At 65.0% G+C, this 16,014-nt stretch carries 13 protein-coding genes; 5 read left to right on the plus strand and 8 right to left on the minus strand.

Translation table 11 applies throughout. The features are described from left to right. A partial coding sequence (locus HWX09_RS28900; protein ID WP_175888614.1) for a hypothetical protein occupies positions 1 to 280 on the plus strand: 280 nt, incomplete at its 5' end. Between the two features lie 1,012 nt (positions 281 to 1,292). Here the strand turns inward: HWX09_RS28900 and HWX09_RS28905 are convergent. The 5 genes from HWX09_RS28905 to HWX09_RS28925 form a co-directional block, all read right to left on the minus strand. Further along, positions 1,293 to 2,303 (minus strand): HoxN/HupN/NixA family nickel/cobalt transporter, encoded by a 1,011-nt coding sequence (locus HWX09_RS28905; protein WP_027785221.1) that lies wholly within the window; start codon positions 2,301 to 2,303, stop codon positions 1,293 to 1,295. Positions 2,304 to 2,465: 162 nt separating this feature from the next. Then, a complete protein-coding gene (gene fusA / locus HWX09_RS28910; RefSeq protein WP_027785220.1) occupies positions 2,466 to 4,571 on the minus strand; it encodes an elongation factor G in 2,106 nt (701 codons plus the stop codon). 227 nt (positions 4,572 to 4,798) lie between these two features. Beyond that, the gene (locus HWX09_RS28915; RefSeq protein WP_027785219.1) at positions 4,799 to 5,299 is read right to left on the minus strand and encodes a DUF192 domain-containing protein; all 501 of its coding nucleotides are present in this window, start codon (positions 5,297 to 5,299) and stop codon (positions 4,799 to 4,801) included. A gap of 160 nt (positions 5,300 to 5,459) precedes the next feature. Next, positions 5,460 to 5,675, minus strand: coding sequence for a hypothetical protein (locus HWX09_RS28920; RefSeq protein WP_011352970.1), 216 nt, complete (start codon positions 5,673 to 5,675; stop codon positions 5,460 to 5,462). A gap of 283 nt (positions 5,676 to 5,958) precedes the next feature. Beyond that, complete coding sequence (locus HWX09_RS28925) at positions 5,959 to 6,537, minus strand: pseudouridine synthase (RefSeq protein WP_027785218.1); 579 nt, start codon at positions 6,535 to 6,537, stop codon at positions 5,959 to 5,961. 276 nt (positions 6,538 to 6,813) lie between these two features. Between HWX09_RS28925 and icd the strand changes: the two genes are divergently transcribed. Continuing rightward, a complete protein-coding gene (gene icd, locus HWX09_RS28930; RefSeq protein ID WP_027785216.1) occupies positions 6,814 to 8,070 on the plus strand; it encodes an NADP-dependent isocitrate dehydrogenase in 1,257 nt (418 codons plus the stop codon). Between the two features lie 282 nt (positions 8,071 to 8,352). Then, positions 8,353 to 10,581 (plus strand): NADP-dependent isocitrate dehydrogenase, encoded by a 2,229-nt coding sequence (locus HWX09_RS28935; RefSeq protein ID WP_027785215.1) that lies wholly within the window; start codon positions 8,353 to 8,355, stop codon positions 10,579 to 10,581. Positions 10,582 to 10,704: 123 nt separating this feature from the next. Here the strand turns inward: HWX09_RS28935 and HWX09_RS28940 are convergent, their stop codons facing one another. Continuing rightward, entirely contained in the window at positions 10,705 to 10,929 is a 225-nt protein-coding gene (locus HWX09_RS28940; protein ID WP_027785214.1) for a hypothetical protein, read from the minus strand. 588 nt (positions 10,930 to 11,517) lie between these two features. Between HWX09_RS28940 and HWX09_RS28945 the strand changes: the two genes are divergently transcribed. Next, positions 11,518 to 13,125, plus strand: a complete 1,608-nt coding sequence (locus tag HWX09_RS28945; protein WP_027785213.1) for a multicopper oxidase family protein — start codon at positions 11,518 to 11,520, stop codon at positions 13,123 to 13,125. A 306-nt stretch (positions 13,126 to 13,431) separates the two neighbouring features. Then, positions 13,432 to 15,045: a YadA C-terminal domain-containing protein gene (locus HWX09_RS28950; RefSeq protein ID WP_230469136.1), complete on the plus strand. Its 1,614-nt coding sequence runs from the start codon at positions 13,432 to 13,434 to the stop codon at positions 15,043 to 15,045. Between the two features lie 248 nt (positions 15,046 to 15,293). On the opposite strand, the gene HWX09_RS28955 is transcribed toward HWX09_RS28950, so the two are convergent. Further along, positions 15,294 to 15,497 (minus strand): cold-shock protein, encoded by a 204-nt coding sequence (locus HWX09_RS28955; protein ID WP_006478030.1) that lies wholly within the window; start codon positions 15,495 to 15,497, stop codon positions 15,294 to 15,296. A gap of 88 nt (positions 15,498 to 15,585) precedes the next feature. Further along, positions 15,586 to 15,753 carry a hypothetical protein gene (locus tag HWX09_RS28960; protein ID WP_154316536.1) on the minus strand — a complete coding sequence of 56 codons (168 nt, stop codon included), beginning with the start codon at positions 15,751 to 15,753 and terminating at the stop codon, positions 15,586 to 15,588. Positions 15,754 to 16,014: the final 261 nt, after the last annotated feature.

The raw sequence follows: 16,014 nt of genomic DNA on the forward strand, positions 1-16,014 counted from the left end.
CGCCGTGACCGCCGCCGTGGCCGTGACCGCCGCCATTACCATCGCCGTCGCCGTGACCGCCACCATGGCCGTGGCCACCGCCGTCACCATCGCCGTGGCCGTGACCGCCGCCGTGGCCGTGACCACCGCCATCACCATCACCGTCGCCATGACCGCCGCCATGGCCGTGACCGCCGCCATCACCATCGCCGTCGCCATGGCCGCCACCATGACCGTGACCGCCGCCGTCACCATCGCCACCACCACCGTGGCCACCGCCACCCGAAGTGCCGCCACCTGAGGTACCACCACCTGAGGTACCGCCACCTGAGGTACCGCCACCCGAGGTACCGCCACCCGAGGTACCGCCACCCGAGGTACCGCCACCCGAGGTACCGCCACCCGAGGTACCGCCACCCGAAGTGCTGCCACCCGAGGTACCGCCACCCGAAGTGCCGCCACCCGAGGTACCGCCACCCGAAGTGCCGCCACCCGAGGTACCGCCGCCCGAAGTGCCACCACCCGAAGTGCCACCACCCGAAGTGCCGCCACCCGAAGTGCCGCCACCTGACCCACCGTTGCCGGACGCATTGCCTCCGCGGCCCGTGCCGCTCGTACTGCCTGACGTTCCACCTGTCGTTCCACCGACACCGGCAGGTCCGACGGCGCCGTTTCCGTTGTTGCCGCCGCTACCGCTGCCATTCCCGTTGCCACTACCCGTGCCACCGCCGTTCCCATTGCCGCTACCGGTACCGCTACCGCTCGCACCGGCACCGCCATTCCCGACGCCGCGGCCGGCAAAAACGTGCACCGCGCACGCAGCCGGATTGGCGGCGCACGGCGATGCGTTCTCGACCAGCGTCATGATGGTGTCCGCGCTGGCATTCGCGTCGGACGCGGCGTCGGGCTTCGTGTTCTGTGCGACGGCATACGAGCAGCAGCACGCAAACGCGGCCGCGGCCAGCAAGGTTGCACGAGGGCGCCGTCCCGCCGCGCGGAACGGTTGTTTCGTCTTATGCATCATGGCCTCCCCATGCGCGCGATGCCTCGTTGTCGCGCGACGATCTACGTGTGGTGCAGGGGGGCGTAAAAGATTCGTTGTCCTATCGTCGGCCGATAGCCTCCGGGCCGGCGCTTGACGCCAGCCGCGGATGCGGATCGGCACGCGGGCCCGCCGTGCGAATCCCTATCAGCGAGATTCGTGCCATCGGCCGCTCGGGCCCGTGGCGAAAGGCGGGGGCCGTCGCGTGATCACGCGTGCAACGTCGTTGGGGAGCGTTTTGTTTCCGGAATGAAACGTAGAGGTGTGTCGTTCAGCGTGCCGGCGCGCCGGCCGCGCGTTGCCAGCGGTGGAACAGGATCGACGCGATCCAGCAGACGAGGAACAGCGCGACGATGCCGTAGCCGATCGACCCGAAGCGTTCGCCGAGCGCATCGAGCGTGTCGCGCACGGGGCCCGTCAGCGACAGCTTGTCGGCCAGCAGGCCGGCCGCCTCGATCCCGCCGATCGCCAGCGCGACGGCCGCCGACACGAACGTGATGCTCGCGTTGTAGAGCAGCTTGCGCCGCGGATCGTCCATCGCCCAGCCGTATGCGTGAATCATCAGGACGTTGTCGGTCGAGTCGATCAGCGTCATGCCGGCGGTGAAAAGCGCGGGGAACAGCATGATCGTATAGACCGGCAGCCCCTGGCTCGCCTGCGCGGCGGCGATCGCGAGCAGGCCGATTTCGGTTGCAGTATCGAAACCGAGCCCGAACAGCACGCCGACCGGATACATGTGCCAGCTCTTCGACACGAACCGGAACAGCGGGCGCAGCAACCGCGATACGAGTCCGGTAGGACGATGATCATGTGCGCCGTCGTGCGTGTGCCCGGATGCACCGCGATAGCGTCGCCACACGTCGCGCAGGATCATCAGGTTCACGCATGCGAGCGCAAGCAGGAACGTGGCCGATACCGCCGTGCCGATCGTGCCGCCGATCTCGCGGAACGCATCGAACCGGTCGCGCAGCGCGAACGCGGTCAGCGCGATGCCGAGCGTCGCGGCGATCACGATCGTCGAATGGCCGAGCGAGAAGAACAGGCCGACGCTCACCGGACGCTGGCCGTCCTGCATCAGCTTGCGCGTCGCGACGTCGATCGCGGCGATGTGATCCGCGTCGACCGCATGCCGCAGCCCGAGCCCGTACGCGATCGCCGCGGTGCCGAGCAGCAGCGGATGGTCGCGCAGCACCGCGAGCGCCCACAGCCAGACGGCGACGTTCGCGGCGATCAGGCCGGCATAGAGAGTCAGCAGGCGGCGCAGGGCAGGGGTGGGAGGCATCGGGCGGTTCCATCTGACGAATCGCCGTCCATTGTGGCACGCGAAAAAAAGCTCGGTGCGCCGACCAACAAGCCGCGAACGCGATGCGCGCCGGATGAAAAAAAGCCCGTCCGGAACCGGACGGGCTTCGCGTGCATGCGCCAGGAAGGGCGCGCGCGGCGCTTACTTCGTCTTCGCGTTGATCACGGCTTCCGACACGTTCGTCGGCGTTTCCGCGTAATGCTTGAACTCCATCGTATACGTCGCACGACCTTGCGTCGCCGAGCGCAGCGACGTCGAATAGCCGAACATCTCCGCGAGCGGCACCTCGGCACGCACCAGCTTGCCGCCGCCGCCCGCGATGTCCTCCATCCCCTGCACGATGCCGCGCCGGCTCGACAGGTCGCCCATCACGTTACCCATGAAGTCCTCGGGCGTCTCGACCTCGACGGCCATCATCGGCTCGAGCAGCACGGGCTTTGCCTTGCGCATCGCTTCCTTGAACGCCATCGAGCCGGCCATGCGGAAGGCGTTTTCGTTCGAGTCGACGTCGTGGTACGAGCCGAACGTCAGCGTGACCTTCACGTCGACAACCGGGTAGCCGGCCAGCACGCCGCTCTTCAGCGTTTCCTGGATCCCCTTGTCGACCGACGGAATGTATTCGCGCGGAATCACGCCGCCCTTGATCGCGTCGACGAACTCGTAGCCCTTGCCGGGGTTCGGCTCGAGCGTGATCACCGCGTGCCCGTACTGGCCGCGGCCGCCCGACTGCTTGACGAACTTGCCCTCGACGTCCTTCGCCGGCGTGCGCACCGTCTCGCGATACGCGACCTGCGGCTTGCCCACCGTCGCTTCCACGCCGAATTCACGCTTCATCCGGTCGACCAGGATTTCGAGGTGGAGCTCGCCCATCCCCGAAATGATCGTCTGCCCCGATTCCTCGTCGGTCTGCACGCGGAACGACGGGTCTTCCTGAGCCAGACGGTTGAGCGCCAGGCCCATCTTTTCCTGGTCGGCCTTCGTCTTCGGCTCGACGGCCTGCGAAATCACCGGCTCCGGGAAAATCATGCGTTCGAGCACGATCGGGTGAGCCGGATCGCACAGCGTGTCGCCCGTGGTCGCTTCCTTCAGGCCGACCGCGGCAGCGATGTCGCCCGCGCGCACTTCCTTGATTTCCTTGCGCTCGTTCGCGTGCATCTGCAGGATCCGGCCGAGCCGCTCCTTCTTGTCCTTCGTCGCGTTGAGCACCGTGTCGCCGGATTCGACCACGCCCGAATACACGCGGAAGAAGATCAACTGGCCGACGAACGGGTCGGTCATGATCTTGAACGCGAGCGCGGAGAACGGGTCTTCGTCATTCGGATGACGTTCCGCCTCCTTGTCGTGCAGGTCGTGGCCGAGGATCGCGGGCACGTCGACCGGCGACGGCAGGTAGTCGATCACCGCGTCGAGCATCGCCTGCACGCCCTTGTTCTTGAACGCGCTGCCGCACAGCATCGGCACGATCTCGTTCGCGATCGTGCGCTTGCGCAGCGCGGCCTTGATTTCGTCCTCGGTCAGCGATTCATGGTCGTGCAGATACTTCTCGAGCAGTTCCTCGCTCGCTTCGGCCGCGGCCTCAACCATCTTCTCGCGCCATTCGTGCGCGAGCTCGACCAGGTTCGCGGGGATGTCCTCGTACGTGAACTTCACGCCCTGGCTTTCGTCGTCCCACACGATCGCCTTCATCTTCACGAGATCGACGACGCCCTGGAAATGATCTTCCGCGCCGATCGGAATCTGGATCGGCACGGCGACGCCTTTCAGGCGCTCGCCGATCTGCTTCTGCACGCGGAAGAAGTCGGCGCCGATCCGGTCCATCTTGTTGACGAACGCGATGCGCGGCACCTTGTACTTGTTCGCCTGGCGCCACACGGTTTCCGATTGCGGCTGCACGCCGCCGACCGAGTCGTAGACCATGCACGCGCCGTCGAGCACGCGCATCGAGCGCTCGACCTCGATCGTGAAGTCGACGTGCCCGGGCGTATCGATGATGTTGATCCGGTGTTCCGGATAGTTGCCGGCCATGCCCTTCCAGAAGGCCGTGGTAGCAGCCGACGTGATCGTGATGCCGCGTTCCTGCTCCTGCTCCATCCAGTCCATCGTGGCCGCGCCGTCGTGCACTTCACCGATCTTGTGGCTCACGCCGGTGTAAAACAGGATGCGCTCGGTCGTCGTGGTCTTGCCGGCATCGATGTGAGCGCTGATCCCGATATTTCGATAGCGCTCGATGGGGGTTTTGCGGGGCACGTGAACCTCCTGGTGGTTCGGATCGTAAGCGGGCCGGCTGGGGCCGACCCGGGCTGAAACAAGCGAGACTTCAAGCATAGCGCTTGCGCGTGGCTTTTGCAGATGCGGCCGGCGCCGGCGGAATCAAGGCGTGCATCGCCGCCGGCGGGCGAAAAAAAGCCGGCGCGCAACGGGCGGCCGGCTTTCGGTCGGTGCGCGGCGCGATGCCGCCGCGCGGGCCGTTGCCGTTATTGGGCCCGCGGCAGGCCGTCGAGCTTCATGCCGGGCTTGATGCCCTTCGCGGCGAACCAGCCCTTGCTCATTTCGAGCGCATAGACGCCGTTGTTGCGCGGACAGTGGTTGTCGGTGGTTTCCGCGCGCATCTCGTCGATGTCGGTGATCGTGCCGTCCGCGCGGATGAACGCGATCGACAGCGGAATCAGCGTGTTCTTCATCCAGAAGCAGTGCACGGCGTTCTCGTTGAAGACGAACAGCATGCCTTCGTTCGGCGCGAGCTGCGAACGGTACATCAGCCCCTGTTCGCGATCGGCGTCGTTGGCGGCGACGGCCGCGTCGATCACATACATGCCGGCGCGCAGCTTCACGCGCGGGAACTCGCTCGGCTGCTTGGCGCCGGGCGGCACTTGCGCGCCGGCGGCCTGCATGCCGAGCGCGAGGACGGCGAGGGCGGCGGGAAACACGGCGGCGCGCGCAAGGCGGCCGAGCGACGAGCGCAGGGAGAATGACACAGCATGGCTCCTGTCTGGAAAACGAGACCCGCATGGTACGCGATGCGCGCCGGCGGGCACAAAAAAGAAAAAGGCAGATCGCCTTGCGGTGATCTGCCTTTCAACGCCGTAAGAACGGCAGAACTGCGTGTTCTTGACTGCGTTATTACAGCTTGCTTACTTAGTTCGAAGCAGCTGCCGGTGCTGCTGCGTCGCTTGCTGCAGCCTTCTTCGATGCCTTGTGGTGCTTCTTGGCAGCGTGGTGCTTCTTGGCAGCGTGCTTGGCCGGTGCCGAAGCAGCTTCTGCTGCTGCCGGAGCAGCTTCCGGAGCCGAAGCTTGTGCGAAAGCAGCCGTTGCGAAGAGGCCAGCGACCAGAGCGGCGATCAGTTTGTTCATGTTGTGTTCCTCAGCTTTAGTTAATTAACCAAATGACCCGGCAATAGGAGTCATGTCGTCTAACGGTGCCATCCACCTTTCGGTTGACAGACGCTTCGAGAAATTTCTCTTTGCGCTGCGGGCGCCGAATCGTATTCGAATAAAACGTCGCTTTCGTGACGCAAACACGGGGTTCGGCTGCCAATGCCGGATAGCTAAGGTTGGCATCTGCGTGGTTTAACGCGCGATCTCGGGGGGCGGTTGACGAAAAAGATGACGAAAAATTCGTGCATTCCCGGATTCGTCATCCGGCGGATGCGAAACCGTCCCACGGCGCGCGCGGCGGCAGGGCGATCGTTTCGCCCGGTGCAATGCCGAGCGCGAATATATCGAGCGCGCCGATGCCGACGCGCACCAGACGCAACGTCGGGAAGCCGACGGCCGCCGTCATCCGGCGCACCTGCCGGTTCTTGCCCTCGGTGATCGCCAGCTCGATCCACGTGGTCGGGATCGCGGCGCGGTAGCGGATCGGCGGATTGCGCGGCCACAGCGTGTCGGGCGGCTCGATGAATTCGGCGCGGCACGGGCGCGTCACGTAGTCGCCGAGGTCGACGCCGCGTGCGAGCGCCTTCAGGTCGGCGGGCCCCGGCGCGCCGTCGACCTGCGCCCAGTAGCGCTTCACCAGCTTGTGGCGCGGCTCCGCGATGCGGGCCTGCAGCGCGCCGTCGTCGGTGAGCAGCAGCAGCCCCTCGCTGTCCGCGTCGAGCCGGCCGGCCGCGTACACGCCGGGCGTTTTTACCCAGTCGCCGAGCGACGGCCGCGTCTCGTGCGCGGAAAACTGGCAAATCGTGCCGAACGGCTTGTTGAGGGCGATCAGGTTCATGGCGGGGCGCCCACCGGCGCCCCGCGGAGAGCGGGGGCGGGCGGTCTATGGCAAATGGCGGAATCTTAATGCATAATACGGAACGGCAAGTCCTCTGTCTTATATAAGACATAAGTGAGGTCTTGATACGCAGTGCCGCGGTTCGCGCCGAAGTGCCCGGTTGGGGCGCTAGAATAGCGGCTCGCTGTTGCCGTCACGGGGTGGCCATGCCGCGCCCCCGCCGCGCGCGCAGCTTCGACCAGCATCACCTGCTCAGCCACGTCACTGGAGTCGATCATGCCGTATCAGCACATCAAGGTTCCGGAGGGCGGTGACAAGATCACCGTCAACAAGGACTTCTCGCTCAACGTTTCCGATCAGCCGATCATTCCCTATATCGAAGGCGACGGTACGGGCTTCGATATCACCCCGGTCATGATCAAGGTCGTCGACGCGGCGGTCGCGCATGCGTACAAGGGCAAGCGCAAGATCCACTGGATGGAGATTTTCGCGGGCGAGAAGGCGACCAAGGTGTACGGTCCGGACGTGTGGCTCCCGGACGAAACGCTGCAGGTGCTGAAGGAATACGTGGTGTCGATCAAGGGGCCGCTCACGACCCCGGTCGGCGGCGGCATCCGTTCGCTGAACGTCGCGCTGCGCCAGGAGCTCGACCTGTACGTGTGCCTGCGCCCGATCCAGTACTTCAAGGGCGTGCCGTCGCCGGTGCGCGAGCCGCAGAAGATCGACATGGTGATCTTCCGCGAGAACTCGGAAGACATCTACGCGGGCATCGAATGGGCCGCGGGCTCCGAGCAGGCGAAGAAGGTGATCAAGTTCCTGCAGGACGAGATGGGCGTGAAGAAGATCCGCTTCCCGGAAACCTCCGGGATCGGCGTCAAGCCCGTGTCGACCGAAGGCACCGAGCGCCTCGTGCGCAAGGCGATCCAGTACGCGATCGACAACGATCGCAAGTCGGTCACGCTGGTGCACAAGGGCAACATCATGAAGTTCACGGAAGGCCTGTTCCGTGACGCCGGCTACGCGCTCGCGCAAAAGGAATTCGGCGGCGAGCTGATCGACGGCGGCCCGTGGATGCGCGTGAAGAACCCGAAGACGGGCAACGAGATCACGATCAAGGATTCGATCGCCGACGCATTCCTGCAGCAGATCCTGCTGCGCCCGGCCGAATACGACGTGATCGCGACGCTGAACCTGAACGGCGACTACGTCTCCGACGCGCTGGCCGCGCAGGTCGGCGGCATCGGGATCGCGCCGGGCGCGAACCTGTCGGATTCGGTCGCGATGTTCGAAGCGACGCACGGCACGGCGCCGAAGTACGCAGGCAAGGATTACGTGAACCCGGGTTCCGAGATCCTGTCGGCGGAAATGATGCTGCGCCACCTCGGCTGGACGGAAGCAGCCGACACGATCATCGCCGCAATGGAAAAGTCGATCCTGCAGAAGCGCGTCACGTACGACTTCGCGCGCCTGATGGAAGGCGCGACGCAGGTGTCGTGCTCCGGCTTCGGCGAAGTGCTGATCGAGAACATGTAAGACCCCTTCCGGGGTGGGCCGGCACGTTGCCGGCCGCTCCGGCGCTGACTGCCGGCGCCGGAGCGTTTCGTGGATGGCAGGTTTGTTGGCAGGGCGGCCCGGCATGCGGGCCGCGGCGCCGCGATGCGGCCCGCGAGCCCTGCAAGGTAAAACATGACGGCCCTCGCAACACCACCGCCCGGCTGAACCGGCGCGCCCCTTTCGCGATCGACCCGGTCGCTCCCCGCCGGTTACCGCCGGCGCTCTTCAGTTCCACCATCACGTAGCAATGCTTTGACCACCATGTCCACTTCGCCCAAGATCATCTACACCCTCACCGACGAAGCGCCGGCGCTCGCGACCTATTCGCTGCTGCCGATCGTCAAGGCCTTCACGCGTTCGTCCGGCGTCGCCGTCGAAACGCGCGACATCTCGCTCGCCGGCCGCATCATCGCGGCATTCGCAGACGTCCTGCCGTCGGAGCAGAAGGGTTCCGACGATCTGGGCGAGCTGGGACAGCTCACGCTGAAGCCGGAAGCGAACATCATCAAGTTGCCGAACATCAGCGCATCGGTGCCGCAGCTGAAGGCCGCGATCGCCGAATTGCAGGCGCAGGGCTACGCACTGCCGGCCTATCCGGAAGATCCGTCGACGGACGAAGAGAAGGCCGTCAAGGCCCGCTACGACAAGATCAAGGGCAGCGCGGTGAACCCGGTGCTGCGCGAAGGCAACTCCGACCGCCGCGCGCCGCTGTCGGTCAAGAACTACGCACGCAAGCATCCGCACAAGATGGGCGCGTGGAAGTCCACGTCGAAGTCCCACGTCGCGCACATGACCGAAGGCGACTTCTACGGCAGCGAGAAATCGGCGCTGATCGCCGATGCCGGCAGCGTGAAGATCGAACTCACGACGACCGACGGCGTGAAGAAGGTGCTGAAGGAAAAGACGGCCGTGAAGGCCGGTGAAGTGATCGACGCATCGGTGATGAGCCGCCACGCGCTGCGCAGCTTCATCGAAGCGCAGATCGCCGACGCGAAGGCGCAGGACGTGCTGTTCTCGGTGCACCTGAAGGCGACCATGATGAAGGTCTCGGACCCGATCCTGTTCGGTCACTTCGTGTCGGTGTTCTACGGCGACGTGCTCGCGAAGCACGCGGACGTGCTGGCGAAGGTCGGCTTCAACCCGAACAACGGGATCGGCGATCTGTACGCGCGCCTGAAGGATCTGCCGGCCGACACGCGCGAAGCGATCGAAGCCGACGTCAAGGCCGAATACGCGGTGCGCCCGCGCCTCGCGATGGTCAACTCGGACAAGGGCATCACGAACCTGCATGTGCCGAGCGACGTGATCGTCGACGCATCGATGCCGGCGATGATCCGCGATTCGGGCGGCATGTGGGGCCCGGACGGTCAACTGTACGACGCGAAGGCCGTGATTCCGGACCGCTGCTACGCGGGCGTCTACCAGGCCGTGATCGAGGACTGCAAGCAGCACGGCGCGTTCGATCCGGTCACGATGGGCAGCGTGCCGAACGTCGGCCTGATGGCGCAGGCAGCCGAAGAATACGGTTCGCACGACAAGACGTTCCAGATCCCGGCGGACGGCGTCGTGCGCGTCGTCGACGAAGCCGGCAACGTGCTGCTGGAGCACGCGGTCGAGTCGGGCGACATCTGGCGCATGTGCCAGACGAAGGACGCACCGGTGCAGGACTGGGTCAAGCTCGCGGTGAACCGCGCCCGCGCCACCGGCGCCCCGGCGGTGTTCTGGCTCGACCCGGCGCGTGCGCACGATGCGCAGATCATCGCGAAGGTCGAACGCTACCTGAAGGATCACGACACGAACGGCCTCGACATCCGCATCATGACGCCGGTCGACGCCACGCGTTTCTCGCTCGAGCGCATCCGCGCGGGCAAGGACACGATTTCGGTCACCGGCAACGTGCTGCGCGATTACCTGACCGACCTGTTCCCGATCATGGAACTCGGCACCAGCGCGAAGATGCTGTCGATCGTGCCGCTGATGGCCGGCGGCGGGATGTTCGAAACGGGGGCGGGCGGCTCCGCGCCGAAGCACGTTCAGCAGTTCGTCGAGGAAGGCTTCTTGCGCTGGGATTCGCTCGGCGAATTCCTCGCGCTGGCCGCGTCGCTCGAACATCTCGGCAACGCTTACCAGAACCCGAAGGCGCTCGTCCTCGCGAAGACGCTCGACCAGGCGACCGGCAAGTTCCTCGACGAGAACAAGTCGCCGGCGCGCAAGGTCGGCGGCCTCGACAACCGCGGCAGCCATTTCTACCTGTGCCTGTACTGGGCGCAGGCGCTGGCCGAGCAGACCGAGGACGCCGCGCTGAAGGCGCAGTTCGAAGGCGTGGCGAAGGCGCTGTCCGACAGCGAAGCGCGCATCCTGGAAGAACTGGCGGCCGCGCAAGGCAAGCCGCAGGCGATCGGCGGCTACTACCGTCCGAACGTCGAGCTGACGAGCCAGGCAATGCGCCCGAGCGCGACGCTGAACGGCATCGTCGACGCGGTTGCCTGACACCGGCCGCGCAATCGCGCGAGCCGATGCAAGTGCCGGCGCGGCGGGTTGAACCTTTCGCCGCCCGGCACTCAAGAAAAACGCCCCGGTCGCCCGGGGCGTTTGTCGTTGCAGGCTTGCCATTCAGACGTGAACGATTTCCCATTCCGTGATTTCGTCCGGCACTTCGAGTGTGGCCGTGTCGAGTTCGGACGGCTGCTCGCAGTCGCCGCGGGAGATGCGGTCGGCAGCCACTTCCGGACACGAGAATGCGCCGAGCAGGGCGTTGCCGAACGTCGCTTCCCAGCCGCCGTTTGCCGGCAGGATGTAGAACGACCCGAGCGCTGAACCAAAGCGAAATCCCTTCATTTCCGTTCTCCCATTCTGATTACGAGCGATTCTGTTGTGCCGCCTGCCGGCTCGGCCGGCTGTGGCCCGACTGGCTGCTTGCGCCGGTGTCCGTATCGAACGGGGTGGCGAAGCGTCAGTGCATGGAACAAAGTCTACGTCCGCGACCTGCTCGGATGGTGCATGTAGAACGGCTTCTCGAAACAAAAATTCTCTTTTAAAAACAATTAATTACTCACGTCGTTTTGCATTGCGGAACGTTTTTCGGCATCGCGAAACGGGAAATTTGTGCCCTGCACCACGAATTTTTATAACGCAGTGACTTATTCCGCATCGTGAAAAAACGGCGGATTGACGGATCGTCGATGCAGCGGGTGCGAACGTGAGGGGCGAGCGGAAGGCGCGAACGGGCGATCGGTGACCGGCAGCGGTTGCCGAAGCGGCGATCGGCGATGTCGGTCGTGGCGCCGTATCCGGCGCGGTAGCGCGGCTTGCTGCGGCGTATCGCCGCCCGACAGGCGGCGGCGTTTTTCGATCGGGCCCTGCGGTTATGATGACGCGACCGCCGCGGCTGTCGCGTGGCGCCGCATGAATAACGAGGATTGATTGATGAGACGGAGAACCTTCCTGTCGCGCGCCATCGGTGTCGCGGCCGCGTCGCTGTTCGCGCGCACTGCATGGGCGCAGCATGCCGGTCATGCTGGCATGGCCGGCATGGATTCGATGGACGACATGCCCGGCATGTCGGGCATGTCAGGGATGCCGGGTCACGCGCAGCACGGCACGCCCGCGCCGGTCGCGCTCGCGCCCGCCGACGCACTGCCGGCCGGCGCGCCGCTCGGGACGTTGCGTACGCTGCCCAACGAAAGTCGTGAGCCCGGCACGTTCCGGGCCACGCTCGTCGCTCAACCGGTGGCGCGACCGCTGCTGCGCGGCGCGCGGCCGACGACGTTCTGGCAGTTCGGCGCGGGCACGCAAGGCCCGGTCGTCGGCCCGCTGATCGACGTGCGCGAGGGCGATACGGTCGAGATCCGGTTCGTGAACAAGCTGCCGCAGCCGTCGACGATCCACTGGCACGGCCTGCCCGTGCCGCCCGATCAGGACGGCAACCCGTCCGATCCCGTCGCGCCCGGAGCGTCGCGCGTGTATCGCTTCACGTTGCCGAAGGGCAGCGCCGGTACCTACTGGTACCACCCGCATCCGCACATGATGACCGCCGAGCAGGTGTTCCGCGGGCTGGCCGGCCCGTTCGTCGTGCGTGCCGCAGACGATCCGCTTGCCGGCTGGCCCGAGCGCCACCTGTTCGTGTCGGATCTGAAGCTTGCACGCGACGGCACGATTGCGCCGAACGACATGATGGACTGGATGAACGGCCGTGAAGGTCAATTCGTGCTGGTCAACGGCGCGCGCCGGCCGCGCATCGACGTCGCGGGCGACGAACGCTGGCGTGTCTGGAACGCGTGCAGCGCACGCTACCTGCGCATCGCATTCGACGACGGCCGCGTGTTCGAGCACGCGGGCACCGACGGCGGATTGTTCGATGCGCCGCGGCGCGTGACGTCGCTGCTGATCGCGCCGGGCGAGCGCGCGGAGGTGCTGGTGCACGCCGGCGACCGCGCGTCGCGCGCGGTGCTGCAGGCGGCCGAGTACGACCGCCGCAAGATGGCGATGTCGCACGACGACGGCCACGGCAGCCTGCCGCCCGATCCGGCGCTCGCGCTGGCCGATGTCGCGTTCGTACCCGCCGAGGCCCGTGCGCTGCCTGCCACGCTGCGCGCGGTGCGGCCGCTGGGCGAACCGGTGGCGCACAAGACGGTCGCGTTCGGCGAGGAAATGGACATGGACGCGATGATGAAGGGCGCGGCGCACGGCCGGCCGGCGGGCATGCGCTTCACGATCAACGGCGACACCTACGCGCCGCACCGCGCGACGCTGACGAGCCGTCGCGGCGACGTCGAGCGCTGGGAGATCCGCAATACGACCGACATGGACCATCCGTTCCATCTGCACGGCACGCAGTTCCAGGTGATCGAGCGGGCGTCGGCCGGTTCGCGCACGAGCGAACCGTTCCGCGCATGGCGCGATACCGTGAACGTGCGCAGCGGTGAAACCGTGTCGATTCTCGTCACGCAAGACATGCCCGGAGAGCGTATGTTTCACTGCCACATTCTCGAACACGAGGATCTCGGGATGATGGGGACGCTGAGGGTCGTCTGAACCGTGGGCGGCGCACGATATGTCATGTGTCGCCGACGGTCGAAATCGAATGCTGCAGACAAGCCGCGCATCGTATTCGGTGCGCGGCTTTTTTCGTATCCCCGCTTGAACGCGCGTTTTATGTCGGCCGCGCATACGACCGGCACGTGGTTTAAAGGGACTCTTAGTCGCCGGAACGCAAAATAGAACTTGTCCTATTTTCCGGGGCGTCTGTGCTTCCTATACTGGTCCGCGATCACCTTGGAAGGTGACACGCTCGGATTGCCAGGCGCGGCGGAAGGGCGACATTTCGGGAATACCGGATGCATGGTCAACCCCCGATGTTTCGGCAAAACGCGGAAGTGCGGCGCTAACAATATTGAGATTTGCTGGGTGGAGTCTCACGCCGGAATGTTTGATGTGGATTTGGTTAGGAATATCATGAAAATAATTAGTAATCCGAATGGAATGCGGGAAATGAAAGGCGGGCGCTCTGTTTCGGATGCCGCACGTGTGCTCGCCATGCGTGCGATCGCGTCCGGTGTGGCTGGCATGCTCGGATTGATGCTCGTGGACGCGAACGCTCAAACGATTAGCGAACGGGTGGACTCGCTGGAAAACAGTGTGTCGACGATCAACGGTAGGCTGTCGGGCCTGCAGAGCGATGTCTCCAACCTGAAGAATCGCCTCGAAGGTTCGCTGCCGTCTCCCGGCACTGGCAAGGACAGTGTCGCGGTTGGCAAGAATTCGAATGCATCCGGGGCGGGGAGTACGGCAGCGGGTGTGAACGCCTCGGCGACGGGCGACTCGAGCACGGCAAACGGGGCGCGGTCGAAGGCGACCGGCCAATCGAGCGTGGCCGCCGGTGCCGATTCGGAGGCGTCTGGTACGGACAGCACGGCCAATGGTGCGCGGTCGAAGGCAAACGGCGAATCGAGCACGGCCGCCGGTGCTGATTCGGAGGCGTCCGGTACGGACAGCACGGCAAACGGCGCCCGCTCGAAGGCAAACGGCGAATCGAGCACGGCCGCCGGTGCCGATTCGGAGGCGTCTGGTACGGACAGCACGGCCAATGGTGCCCGCTCGAAGGCAACCGGCCAATCGAGCGTGGCCGTCGGTGCCGATTCGGAGGCGTCTGGTACGGACAGCACGGCAAACGGTGCGCGGTCGAAGGCAAACGGCGAATCGAGCACGGCCGCCGGTGCCGATTCGGAGGCGTCCGGTACGGACAGCACGGCAAACGGTGCGCGGTCGAAGGCGACCGGCGAATCGAGCACGACGACGGGCGTCAATTCGGAGGCGTCCGGTATGAACAGCACGGCAAACGGTGCGCGATCGAAGGCGACCGGTGAATCAAGCACAGCCGCCGGTGCCGATTCGGAGGCGTCGGGCACGAACAGCACGGCGAACGGTGCACGCGCGAGGGCGACCGGCCGCGACTCGACGGCAATGGGCGTGAGCGCAGAGGCGCTCGGCGACGGCAGTTCGAGCTTCGGTGTCGGCGCGTCGTCATCAGGCACGAATAGCACGGCGCTCGGCACGGACGCGGTCGCGGCCGGCCGGAATTCGGTTGCGCTCGGGCACGGCTCGATTGCCGATCGTGACGACACCGTGTCGATCGGGGCGCCGGGCCAGGAGCGCAAGCTCGCGAACGTCGCCGACGCGGTTCTGCCTCACGATGCGGTCAACCTGAAACAGTTGAACGCAGTAGCCCGGCGGGCGTACAGCGGTGTGGCCGCGGCGACCGCATTGTCGATGATTCCGGATGTCGATCTGGGCAAGACGATCGCAGTGGGCGTCGGCATGGGCAGCTATCTCGGCTACCAGGCCGTCGCGCTGGGTGCGTCGGTGCGGCTCGGCGAAAACCTGAAGGTGCGCGCCGGAGCCGGCATGAGTTCGGCTTCGACGACGTGGGGTGCGGGCGCGTCGTACAGCTGGTAAGCCACGCGGGGCAGGCGCAGGCTTTGACTGCTGCGGCAAGCCCGTTAGGTCGCCGCACGGCAGTCCTCCGTGCGGTGACAACTGACGATCTGTATGCCTGACCCGACAATCGCACTTCTTTCGCTGAAATTGTGCGAATCCGGCAGCTAATCGAAAAAGAAAGTGCCGATTGCAATAACAAAAATCCAATAGACAAAAAAGAAACCCGGCGCGGTGCGCCGGGTTTCTTCGTCCGATATCCGATGCCTTTATGCGGCCTGGATGTTCGACGCTTGCTTGCCCTTCGGTCCTTGAACGACGTCAAAGCTCACCTTCTGGCCTTCCTTCAGCGTCTTGAAGCCATTCATGGTGATAGCCGAGAAGTGCGCAAACAGATCCTCACCGCCCTCGTCGGGAGTGATGAAACCGAAGCCCTTCGCGTCGTTGAACCACTTAACGATACCAGTTGCCATTTTCCTACTTCCCCTGTCACACAGTCGCTGCTACTTACCACGAGCACGCTCGAAAAGCTAAACGACTGAAAATACAGTCGTTCCCCCCTCACAAGCTCACCTCGGCCTCTTTCGTTTCGCCAATCGGCGAATTGAAAAAAGTGCCAGCTTGATTGTTGGCGCTCTTTATTGGAGTGTCAAGTGGAATTTTTAGACGTTTAGAGGGTCGTTGTAAAGAACCCATTTTCAGGGTTTTTCCGGCTTTGCTTTGCAGCATGCGGCCAAGCGCGGGGGCTTGAAAAGCCGCATAATCGGCTCATATACCAGGCTCGAGTGACACGCGTTCGAGTCGTCCCGGCTTGTGGGATACTGGATGCGGACACGACGTTCCGGTGCGATTCCCCCTGACGGTTCGTGTTCCGCGCCATGCGTGAAAGCCGGCACCGCAGCCGGCTTTCGTATGGCGCGAGGACGATCGCGTGTTCCGGGATACCGGGGAGGGCGCCGGCCGGTCGGTCGGGTAATGGCAGGATTGCGG

It is taken from the genome of Burkholderia sp. BCC1208 (assembly GCF_902833095.1).
Taxonomy (GTDB): domain Bacteria; phylum Pseudomonadota; class Gammaproteobacteria; order Burkholderiales; family Burkholderiaceae; genus Burkholderia.

Bases quoted from the DNA above. Each gene is read 5' to 3' on its own strand.
- icd (WP_027785216.1), top strand. From the start codon at position 6,814: ATGCCGTATCAGCACATCAAGGTTCCGGAGGGCGGTGACAAGATCACC.
- HWX09_RS28955 (WP_006478030.1), bottom strand. From the start codon at position 15,497: ATGGCAACTGGTATCGTTAAGTGGTTCAACGACGCGAAGGGCTTCGGT.
- HWX09_RS28920 (WP_011352970.1), bottom strand. From the start codon at position 5,675: ATGAACAAACTGATCGCCGCTCTGGTCGCTGGCCTCTTCGCAACGGCT.
- HWX09_RS28935 (WP_027785215.1), top strand. From the start codon at position 8,353: ATGTCCACTTCGCCCAAGATCATCTACACCCTCACCGACGAAGCGCCG.
- HWX09_RS28945 (WP_027785213.1), top strand. From the start codon at position 11,518: ATGAGACGGAGAACCTTCCTGTCGCGCGCCATCGGTGTCGCGGCCGCG.
- HWX09_RS28940 (WP_027785214.1), bottom strand. From the start codon at position 10,929: ATGAAGGGATTTCGCTTTGGTTCAGCGCTCGGGTCGTTCTACATCCTG.
- HWX09_RS28925 (WP_027785218.1), bottom strand. From the start codon at position 6,537: ATGAACCTGATCGCCCTCAACAAGCCGTTCGGCACGATTTGCCAGTTT.
- HWX09_RS28905 (WP_027785221.1), bottom strand. From the start codon at position 2,303: ATGCCTCCCACCCCTGCCCTGCGCCGCCTGCTGACTCTCTATGCCGGC.
- HWX09_RS28960 (WP_154316536.1), bottom strand. From the start codon at position 15,753: ATGCTGCAAAGCAAAGCCGGAAAAACCCTGAAAATGGGTTCTTTACAA.
- HWX09_RS28950 (WP_230469136.1), top strand. From the start codon at position 13,432: ATGGTCAACCCCCGATGTTTCGGCAAAACGCGGAAGTGCGGCGCTAAC.